This is a genomic window from Vibrio sp. 10N.247.311.47 (genome assembly GCF_041467535.1).
Taxonomy (GTDB): Bacteria; Pseudomonadota; Gammaproteobacteria; order Enterobacterales; family Vibrionaceae; genus Vibrio; species Vibrio crassostreae_C.
The window spans coordinates 1-10,163 of the sequence record NZ_JBFSUR010000061.1 but is presented as its reverse complement, the minus strand read 5'-3'; the positions used below and the strand labels follow the sequence as shown (position 1 = coordinate 10,163).

13 protein-coding genes are annotated in these 10,163 nt (G+C 45.3%); all 13 read right to left on the bottom strand.

What is annotated here, in order from left to right:
* The coding region (locus AB6E51_RS23440; protein ID WP_372140240.1) for a VacJ family lipoprotein at positions 1–613 on the bottom strand (613 nt) is incomplete at its 3' end.
* Positions 614–737: 124 nt separating this feature from the next.
* Positions 738–1,958 (bottom strand): c-type cytochrome biogenesis protein CcmI, encoded by a 1,221-nt coding sequence (gene ccmI, locus AB6E51_RS23435; protein ID WP_017064103.1) that lies wholly within the window; start codon positions 1,956–1,958, stop codon positions 738–740.
* Positions 1,958–2,449, bottom strand: a complete 492-nt coding sequence (locus tag AB6E51_RS23430) for a cytochrome c-type biogenesis protein (RefSeq protein WP_065583667.1) — start codon at positions 2,447–2,449, stop codon at positions 1,958–1,960. Before AB6E51_RS23430 ends, ccmI begins: the two co-directional genes overlap by 1 nt.
* Complete coding sequence (locus AB6E51_RS23425; RefSeq protein ID WP_017060653.1) at positions 2,446–2,997, bottom strand: DsbE family thiol:disulfide interchange protein; 552 nt, start codon at positions 2,995–2,997, stop codon at positions 2,446–2,448. The genes AB6E51_RS23430 and AB6E51_RS23425 overlap by 4 nt, the downstream gene beginning before the upstream one ends.
* Before the next feature lie 5 nt (positions 2,998–3,002).
* Positions 3,003–4,973, bottom strand: coding sequence for a heme lyase CcmF/NrfE family subunit (locus AB6E51_RS23420; protein WP_102332829.1), 1,971 nt, complete (start codon positions 4,971–4,973; stop codon positions 3,003–3,005).
* A complete protein-coding gene (gene ccmE, locus AB6E51_RS23415; RefSeq protein ID WP_017064106.1) occupies positions 4,970–5,452 on the bottom strand; it encodes a cytochrome c maturation protein CcmE in 483 nt (160 codons plus the stop codon). Before ccmE ends, AB6E51_RS23420 begins: the two co-directional genes overlap by 4 nt.
* On the bottom strand, positions 5,449–5,655 hold the full coding sequence (gene ccmD, locus AB6E51_RS23410) for a heme exporter protein CcmD (RefSeq protein ID WP_009848525.1): 207 nt from the start codon (positions 5,653–5,655) through the stop codon (positions 5,449–5,451). The genes ccmE and ccmD overlap by 4 nt, the downstream gene beginning before the upstream one ends.
* Positions 5,656–5,669: 14 nt before the next feature.
* Positions 5,670–6,410: a heme ABC transporter permease gene (locus AB6E51_RS23405; RefSeq protein ID WP_102332830.1), complete on the bottom strand. Its 741-nt coding sequence runs from the start codon at positions 6,408–6,410 to the stop codon at positions 5,670–5,672.
* 148 nt (positions 6,411–6,558) lie between these two features.
* A complete protein-coding gene (gene ccmB / locus AB6E51_RS23400; protein ID WP_017060658.1) occupies positions 6,559–7,227 on the bottom strand; it encodes a heme exporter protein CcmB in 669 nt (222 codons plus the stop codon).
* A 1-nt stretch (position 7,228) separates the two neighbouring features.
* Positions 7,229–7,846, bottom strand: coding sequence for a cytochrome c biogenesis heme-transporting ATPase CcmA (gene ccmA / locus AB6E51_RS23395; protein ID WP_017060659.1), 618 nt, complete (start codon positions 7,844–7,846; stop codon positions 7,229–7,231).
* Between the two features lie 278 nt (positions 7,847–8,124).
* A complete protein-coding gene (locus AB6E51_RS23390; protein WP_017060660.1) occupies positions 8,125–8,637 on the bottom strand; it encodes a DUF2802 domain-containing protein in 513 nt (170 codons plus the stop codon).
* On the bottom strand, positions 8,637–9,131 hold the full coding sequence (locus AB6E51_RS23385; RefSeq protein WP_017064109.1) for a chemotaxis protein CheW: 495 nt from the start codon (positions 9,129–9,131) through the stop codon (positions 8,637–8,639). Before AB6E51_RS23385 ends, AB6E51_RS23390 begins: the two co-directional genes overlap by 1 nt.
* A 72-nt stretch (positions 9,132–9,203) precedes the next feature.
* The coding region (locus tag AB6E51_RS23380; protein ID WP_372140238.1) for a chemotaxis protein CheW at positions 9,204–10,163 on the bottom strand (960 nt) is incomplete at its 5' end.

The window sequence follows — 10,163 nt, the reverse complement described above, 5'->3', positions numbered from 1 at the left end:
CCATGCCTTCGAATGCCCACTTTCCTAAGCTAGCCCAGAAGTTCAAGAAAGACAGAGGCACATACATACCATCAACGGTTTCAGTTACTTCACGCGTTGTTATTGGGCCATAACCCGGCACCATGAAGTAGGGACCATTCCCTACCCCGTAATGACCAATCGCATCAGAGAACGACTTATCATCGTATTTGGTGATCCCCGCTTCGCTGGCAATATCGATTAAGCCTAACAAACCAATCGTTGAGTTAATCCAAAAACGATTGAAATGGTCGAGTGCTTTTTCACCATTGCCCATAATAAGGTTATTCACCATGCTTGATGGTTCGTCTAAGTTGGCTAGAAAATTGGATATACCAGAACGTACTGGCACAGGGGTGTAGTCAACATAAGCGAGGGAAACAGGGCGAACTAAATAAGGATCTAGATATTCGTAGTTGATATCCCACATCGCTCGGTTGAAGCCTTCAAAAGGATCATTCGGGTGGGACTCTTCGACGTATTCAGAGGTTTCGAGGTTATCATCGTCAACACTTTCGTCCGGCGCACTTGAACACCCAACCGTTAAGCTTGCGATAAAAAGTAAACTCGAGAGTCTTAAAACACTGACAGACATATCACCTTTTCCATAAGGAATCCAAATAATAAAAAAGGCCAGCAATCGCTGGCCTCAATTGTTTGGCTAAGTCTATACCGTTTATCTGCAAATCGGAATAGCTAACACCTATGCAAAGTGGTGATTAATATTGCTTATTGATATCAATGGTAACTGGAGCACCCAGTTCAACCACTTCACTTTCACCGTACCAATCGCCTTCGCGAGTTGAAACGTTGCCGTCTGTATCAAGCCTAGCTCTAACCATCAGAGTTTCAAGGCTAGACAGCTCTTGTCCTTCCAGCATGCTGTTGCCGTCATCTAGAACAACAGTACGAGGGAAAGTCCCTAGTGGGTAACGAGCGGCTGCGATAGGCATTGGAGAACCATCTGCTCTGTGTACTGAAACAATTAACACTGAGTTAGGGTCAGCATTCACGTCTGCAGATAGATCGAGCGTTACAGCAACAGTCTTACCTTGGTCGACACCCATATTGTCGCCCATTTTCTTCTGAGCACTTTCAATACTGCGCGAAAGCATTTCATAGCGACTGTCTTGTGGACCAATCATCTGCTGCATGATGCTCCAGTACTTCACCGCACCTGGGTAGTCTTGACGCTCAAACGCATCAAACGCAAGCAGTGAGAACACACGAAGGTCAACGTAATCGTTTTGAATCAAACGGCTCAAAATCAAACGAGCTTGGTTTTGATCAGCTTCATCAGGAGAAAGCATCAGTGCTTGTGCGAAACCTAACTGAACATCTTCATTCTTAGGTTCAAGCTTGTAAGCTCGTTCCATAGAATCTTTTGCTGTTTCAGCGTCGCGGTTAGCCAGTGCAATACGACCGAGTAGCAACCAACCTGTTGAATCTTTTGGTTGGTAATGCAGACGAGTACGAAGCGCTAGAGTCAAATCTTCCAACTCATCATCCGTTAGTGCACCACCTTCCGATGACATTAGCTTTTTAGACAATTCAGGAAGGTTCGAGCTCACTTCTTGCCAGTGTTGAACTTTGTCCAACGCACCGAACTTAAAGTACATACCATAAGTCACAACGACGACAAGGATGATCGACGGTACAACCACACCAAGCGTAGAGATTTGAGTCTTCTTCATCTCTTCTTGTGCAGGAACATCATCAAGCAGAGACTGTTTCAAATCATCGATCAGTTCTTGTTGGTTATCAACAAGACCTTCCTCTGCTTCTACTTCTAACTCGACAAGACGGTCTTTATAGAACGCTTTATTCAACTCGTCGCGAAGCATCTCGTCATTGTTTGCCTTCTTGTTAATGAAAGGCAGAACAATTAAGAAAATTGCCGCTAGCGAAAGGATAATGGTAGAAATCCAAAATAGAGTCATTACTTCTTATCTCCGTCGTTCTCTTCATCGAGTAACGCTTTTAAGCGAGCTTCTTTGTCTGCATCCCAGTCTTTATCTGACTCTACTGCTGCTTTTGATTTTGACTTTCTGCTTCGTAAAATAATCAAACCAAATCCAAACACAACAACCGCAAACGGACCAATCCAAAGGATCGATGTAGCTAAGGTCAGTGGCGGGTTGTACGTTACAAAGTTACCGTAACGAGCAATCATGTAATCAATAATTTCTTGCTCAGACTTGCCGTCTTTTGTCATCTCGTACACTTTTTGGCGTAAGTCGACCGCTAGCTCAGCATTCGAATCACCAATCGTGTTGTTCTGACATTTAGGGCAACGTAGCGTATTACTCAACTCTTTGAACTGCTGTTCTTGATCTACGGTATCAAATTCATGGAACTCGATAGGCGCAGCAGAAACAGTCGCTGAAATTGCGAACGTAGCGAATAGAGTAATCAGTGCCTTTCTAATCATTTCGATTCCTCCAACAACTCTTGATACATCGGCTCAAGCGTCGATGCCCAGTTGGTTGGGTTCACGTCACCAACATGGCGGTAGCGAACTACGCCGTTAGCATCGATTAGGAAAGTTTCAGGCGCGCCATACACGCCAAGGTCAAGACCTAGCATGCCATTACCATCAAACAGGCTAATTAGGTACGGGTTACCCAACTCTTTTAGCCAACCAACCGCTTTGTTGCGATCATCTTTGTAGTTAAGACCAATGATCTTAACGCCTTGATCCGCAAGCTTGTTCAGGTAAGAGTGCTCTGCATAACAAGTAGGACACCAAGTCGCCCACACGTTAAGAAGCAGTGGCTCGCCTTTAAAGATCGCTTGATCATGAAACTTACCTGGTTGTTCTAAGTCTTCTAGACCAAACTCAGGAACAGGCTTACCAATCAATACGGATTCTAGCTTAGTTGGGTCATCGCCCGACTGGTTGCGCATTAATTGCGTTGCAAAGATTCCAGCTAGAACCATGAACGCAATCAATGGAATGAATAAAATCTTCTTGTTCATTCGAATTAAGCCTCCTGCTCTTCAGCCGACTTTTTGATTGGCTTACGGAAACGGTAACGACGGTCACTGATAGCAATAGCGCCACCAATCGACATAATCAAAGAACCTGCCCAGATCCAACGTACAAATGGTTTGTAGTAGATACGTACAGCCCAAGATTTGTTGTCGTCTAAACGTTCACCCATTGCAATGTAAAGGTCGCGCGTTACGCCACGGTCAATCGCTGCTTCTGTCATCATAGACTTAGCTGTGGTGTAGAAACGTTTTTCAGCGTGAAGCGTGTTGATGTATTTGCCTTCTTTAGTAATTTCAAAGTCAGCAATGTAACCATCGTAGTTAGGACCATCTTTGTCACGAACCCCTGTAAACAGGAAGCTGTATTCTTCAAGCTGGTAGCTTTCACCTGGCGCCAGACGTACATCACGTTCGATGCTGTAGTTTTGCACCATCGCGATACCAATCACTGTCACGGCTAAACCTATGTGACCACACATCATTGCCCAGTGGCTACGAGGTAGCTTAGTTAGACCTTTCAAGAATGTATGACGGTGAGTCGCACGCTCATGCAGCTCAAAGCCGTGCATGAAGATGATCCAGAACGCCATTACCCAACCAGCAAACGCAGTACCACTGAAGCGGTCAGCCAGTAGAGCAACCATTAGCGCACTCAAGCCAAGTGAGAGTGCACCTGAAATCAGCATTGGTTTAACAAGCTTAGACAGGTTGTCACGTTTCCATCGGATCAGAGGACCGATACCAAGCAGGAACGAGAACGGGATCATTAACCAAAAGAACAACATGTCAAAGAATGGTGCACCGATAGATACCGAGCCCAAGCCTAACTGTTTGTGAACTAATGGCAGTAGCGTACCGACTAATACAACGACAAGCGCTGCAATCAATAAGATGTTGTTACCAAGCAGTGCGTTTTCACGAGAAACCAAATCGAAGTTACCGCGAACACGAACCGATGCGCCTTTAACCGCGAACAACAGCAGTGAACCACCAATAACAAAGACTAGGAAACCTAGAATAAACATACCACGAGCAGGATCCGACGCGAATGCGTGAACAGATACCAAGATGCCCGAACGAACTAAGAATGTACCTAATAAGCTTAGCGAGAATGCAGAGATAGCCAGCAATACTGTCCAAGCTTTAAATGTGCCACGCTTTTCAGTTACCGCTAGTGAGTGCATTAGAGCAGTACCAGCCAACCAAGGCATGAATGAAGCGTTTTCTACTGGATCCCAGAACCACCAGCCACCCCAGCCAAGTTCGTAGTAAGCCCACCATGAACCTAGTGCGATACCTACCGTTAGGAATAACCAAGCTGCGATTGTCCAAGGACGCGACCAACGAGCCCATGCCGTATCAAGACGACCACTCATTAGAGAAGCGATGGCGAAAGAGAACGCAACAGAGAAACCTACATAACCCATGTAAAGCATTGGCGGGTGAATAATCAAACCCGGGTCTTGCAGTAGTGGGTTCAAGTCGCGGCCATCTACAGGGAAGAAAGGCAATGTACGTAGGAACGGGTTAGACGTTACGATAATGAACAGCAAGAAGCCGACAGTAATCAAACCCATGATAGCCAGTACGCGAGCCACAGACTCTTGAGGCATACCACGGCTAAACGTCGCTACTGCAACTGTCCAACCCGCTTGGATAAGAACCCAAAGCAGTAATGAACCTTCGTGAGCGCCCCAAACCGCCGTAATTCGGTAGTACCAAGGCAGTTGGCTATTCGAGTTACTTGCTACGTATTGAATCGTAAAATCATTGGTGTAGAACGCGTAACACAAGATAAAGAACGAAATCGCTAAGAATCCGAACATACCCCACGACAACGGTCGTGCGCTGTTCATCAATAATGTGTTATTTCGAGCGGCTCCATACAATGGGAGCACGCTTAGCAGCAATGCAAGTCCCAAGGACAGGATCATCGCAAAATGGCCGATCTCGGCTATCATTGAGCATTTCCTTCTTTTTGTTCAGTCGTGTATTGCAAAGGCTCATGGGTTTTCTTCATTGCTTCCGCAACTTCAGAAGGCATGTACTCTTCATCGTGCTTTGCCAACACCTCAAACGCTTCGATTGTCGTTGCATTTTTAAGCACACCCTGAGCAACAATACCTTGGCCTTCACGGAAAAGATCAGGAAGGATGCCATCGTATAGAATCGTTACTTTAGGGCCTACATCTTGCAAATCAAAGCTTACACGTAGTGATTCATTGTCACGGCTTACAGAGCCGACTACGACCATGCCACCAATACGTAGGCGTTGACCAACTTCAGGTTTTTTACCATCTTTGCCGTTGACCAGCTCAGTTGGTGTGTAGAACAGATCCATGTTCTGGTTAAGTGCGTAAACCATCAATCCAACAGTCGCACTGATACCAAAAAAGATCGCTAAGACAATGCCCAGCCTCTTTTTACGTCTTGGGTTCATAGAGTGTTCTCCATATTTTTTGCTGCATCGATACGAGCCTGACGATCAATCTTAGCTTGTACTTCATTTAGTAATTGCTTACCACGACGAACGCTTACGACCAGTAAAATGATCATCGCGAGAAATGTGATTCCAAATGCACTCCATACATATGAGGCGTAGCCCCCCATGGCAAAGAAATCACTCAAAGATTCAAAATACATAATTACCTACCCTACTACGCTTTTTCGGCCGCAAGCTTGCGAACCCATGGACGGTGACTCTCTTTACTGATGATTTCGTTACGGAAACGAACCATAGTCACAGCACCAAAGAAAAAGGCGAAGCCGAAGATGTTAAGAAGAAGCGGCCATAGCATGTCACTTGAGATCGAAGGTTTTGCGAACTTAGTAATGGTCGCGCCTTGGTGAAGTGTGTTCCACCACTCTACTGAAAAGTGAATGATAGGTAGGTTGATGACACCAACGATAGCCAAGATACCCGCCGCTTTTGCTGCTGTTTTTTGGTCGTCAAAAGCGTGGTGTAGTGCAATCACACCCAAGTATAGGAATAGAAGAATCAGCTCTGAGGTTAAACGCGCATCCCAAACCCACCAGGCGCCCCACATTGGTTTACCCCAAACAGCGCCGGTTAGTAACGCAATGAAGGTAAACACAGCACCAATCGGTGCCATCGCCAGTGCGGCCATGTCTGATAGCCTTACCTGCCATACCAAACCGATAAAGGCAGCAATCGCCATCGACATGTAAACGCCCATAGACCAGATTGCAGACGGTACATGGATGTAGATGATACGGAAGCTATCGCCTTGTTGGTAATCAGAAGGCGCAAATGCAAGCCCCCACACGGTACCGACGGATAGACACAATAGCGCTAGGATCGAAAACCATGGCAAAAGTTTACCAGCAAGCTGATAAGAGGTTTCTGCTTTGGCATAGGGATGGAGCCATTTCCACATGTTGTAATCTCACTCTTACTTCATATTGCTTACAGCTATTAAAGCTATAATTATAATAATTTTATTTGTCTTGCTTTCAGTTTTATTGACTCTATGAGTCCAATCGTCACATTTGGTTCACATTGGCTATACGATAACGGAACCCCAATCAGTTCACACTCACTCTAAGTGCGGCACTGATCGCAAAAGGCGTCATAGTCATCGCACCCATTAACATTGCCCCAAGCACCGCCAATTGGCCGTTGTACGCAACGCCCAAAGCCGCAGCGTCAATCGCTGACGTCGCGAAAATCAAAATGGGGATGTAAAGCGGCAAGATTAACAGGCTTAACAGGACTCCGCCCTTCTGTAACCCAACGGTTAACGCAACACCAATCGCACCAATAAAACTCAATGCGGGTGTTCCTACCAGCAAGGTCAACACAACTGAGAGCCATGTATCAAAATCTAAAGACAACAAAACAGCCAATAATGGGCTGATTAAAATCAATGGTAACCCGGTCAACAACCAGTGTGCTATGACTTTGGACAATACTACCAACTGCAACGGGATTGGCATCAGCATCATCTGTTCAAGGGCGCCATCTTGAAAATCATCACGGAAAAGACGCTCTAAAGAGAGCAATGCAGAGAGCAAAGCGGCCACCCAAACAATACCCGCAGCAATACGCGCAAGTAGGTTTGGCTCTGGGCCAATACTCAAAGGGAAAAGCGTGATAACAATGATGAAGAACCACAAAGGGTTAAAGATATCCGCTTGACGTCGAAACGCGATAAGCAGTTCGCGTCGGATAATCGTGGTCATTGAAGAGATCATATTACTCACCCAACTTTATTTTTCTTAGTTTCGGGCTATCAGCAAACATATCTTGGTGTGTGGTTAACAACACAATGCCACCGTTGTCTGCATGCTGAGAAAAAAGAGATTCGAGAACTTTCACGCCCTGCTTATCAATGGCAGTCAGCGGCTCATCAAGAATCCACAACATTTGCTTGCTCAACCAAAGGCGAGCCAACGCAACTCGGCGTTGTTGGCCTGCTGAAAGTTGCCCCGCAGGTACGTCTTCTCTGCCCGCAAGCCCGACTTGAGCCAGCGCGTGATAAAGCTCTTCTTTGCTGGTACCGCCACTGTGAATCGACTGATAAAAGCTCAGATTCTCATAAGCACTAAGCTCGCGCTTTACGCCTGTTTGGTGACCAAGAAAAAGTAAATTTTGATGATAAACATCTCGACTCGATTCAATAGACTCACCGTCCCAAGAGATAGTGCCGTCATCGCGATCGCCTAAGCCAGTAATAATCCTAAGGAGTGTCGTTTTCCCGGTACCGTTACGACCTTCAACTTGAACCAGCTCACCTGGTTTCAATTGAAAAGACAACGATTCAAACAGAATCCTGTCGTCACGAATAGCAGTTAAATTTGAGACTTCTAGCATAGGTAAATTTAGTCGAGTAATGAGAGCGCTATAGTAGCACACCAACATGGTGACAAAACAGGACTAGGCGTTTTCGATAGAACAAAGTCGGTAAGAAACTGTTACCACCTCATCACAATTTACACATTTTCATCAACAAACAAGATATTGTCGTAGATACAAGCACTTATAAACATCGTTCTATATAGATCGGACAGGCATAAAAAAAGAAGCCGAAGCTTCTTTTAAGAGGAATACGTAATAAACATCAATTGCTCAATACGAATTAAGCGCTCAATTTAACGACGTCGAGGCGGGTCTCTGCGATCGCGAGAGGCATCGGGTTGCTGATCGTACGATGAAGGGTCGCTTCGTAATGAAGGAATTTTCTCTTTACCAGCAAGCTTGTTCTGCAGAGACATCATCAGCTCAGCTTCTGCTTTGGGTAATTCACATTCTTCAATTAACTCGTTAATCCCAGCGCCAAGCTGAACCATTTTCGTTGCACGTGTGTACAAACGTCCATCGGTATCCGCATGTTCCAGCTCAACAATACGTTCATTCAAATGTTTGATAAGATCTTGTTGTTCAGTCACTTTCTGGCCAAGGCCAACCACAACAGAGCGAACCTCAAGTAATTGCTTACTCGATTTTTGAAGCTCTTTGTCCAAGTTACGAACTTGCAGGCGTGACTGATCGAGCTGCTTTTGAATCGCACGTTTTACTTTGCTAATCAAAATCAGGATAAATAACGTAAAAACCCCAACGCCTGATATCAGAGCGACAGGGCTTAAAGGAAGCGCTTCAAACATTACAGGTGAGCCATCTCATCCCATTCGTCTTCGCTTAGTAGTTTGTTTAGATCTACTAAGATAAGTAGCTTGCCATCTCGGTTACTTACACCTTGGATGAACTTAGCACTTTCATCAGTACCAACACTTGGCGTTGTGTCGATTTCAGAAGAACGCAGGTAAACCACTTCAGCAACGCTATCTACTAGAATGCCAATTACTTGACGCTCAGATTCAATAACGATGATACGAGTGTTGTCTGTGATTTCACCTTGCATCAAACCAAAGCGAGAACGAGTGTCGATAACAGTAACAACGTTACCACGTAGGTTAATAATACCTAGAACGTAATCTGGAGCACCCGGTACTGGAGCAATTTCGCTGTAACGTAGTACTTCACGTACTTGCATTACGTTGATGCCGTAAGTTTCTTCTTCTAGCTGGAAAGTCACCCATTGAAGTACTTCATCATTCGTTTGCTCTTTTCTTACTTCAACTTCACTCATATGAGACATAGATAATCCTCTTGCCGTCGTTACCGACCACTATTATTAACTTGATGCTTATTGTTAGCCCAATGCTTATTACTAGCTTAATGCTTTTACATCTAGCCCTGCGTTTAGCATGGCGATTAATGCTTCAACATGAATCAAAGCACACATTTTTTCTTTTACCATACCAGCGAGCCATGGGCGTTTCCCTGCCATTTCTCGCCAACGTACTTTGTCTGTATTAAGTAGCTCGGTGCCTTTGAGCTCTGTGCCCGCCAGGCCCCACAAGCTCTCTCCAAGCATCACTATATATTGATAGTTTTCTTTGTATTCGTCACCTGATAGTTTCTCAGACATCACCCATTTTGCGGTGTCGACCACATCTAGCTGACTATCACGGTTGGTTTGTAAACCCAAATACCAAGCTGGCTTACCAATGATATGACTTAACTCTTCAAGGCGATGGATGCCGCCAAGCTCATCAAGTGGCACCGCAAAGGTCACGCCGTTTACATCAAAATACAAGACTTGAAAGTCTTCTTTGCGAACCGTACTTTCCCAAGAGGTAAACTGGTCAGCACCTCCTGCTTGAGTTTCGGGTTCAATAACTGTCTCGGGATCAGGAACGTCAAGTTCAGGCTCAACAGCCTTAACTTCTACTTGTTCCGTCTCCAACGATTCAGCTTGTAACTCTTCAATTTGCTGCGATTCAACAGGTGGCTCTAAAACAATTGATAAATCGGGTTCTGGAAGATTCCAATCCTGAATCTCTGGCTCTTCGAACACTTGAACAGACTCAACCGCGGCATCAAACATTTGCATGTCTGCTTGCTGGGCGATTTTCTGGGTGTTCTGATCCATCAACTCATCAAGGTTCAGTTCATCAACAACATTGGTCGCCTCTAAACGACTCAGTAGTTTCTGAACATCCTCAAGGTTAGGAACCTCAAACTCAGCCGCGCGTATTTCTGCGTAGCTTGAGTGGTGACTCGAAAATTGGCGCTCTGGCTCTGGCTCTGGCTCTGGCTCTGGCTCTGGCTCTGGCTCTGGCTCTGG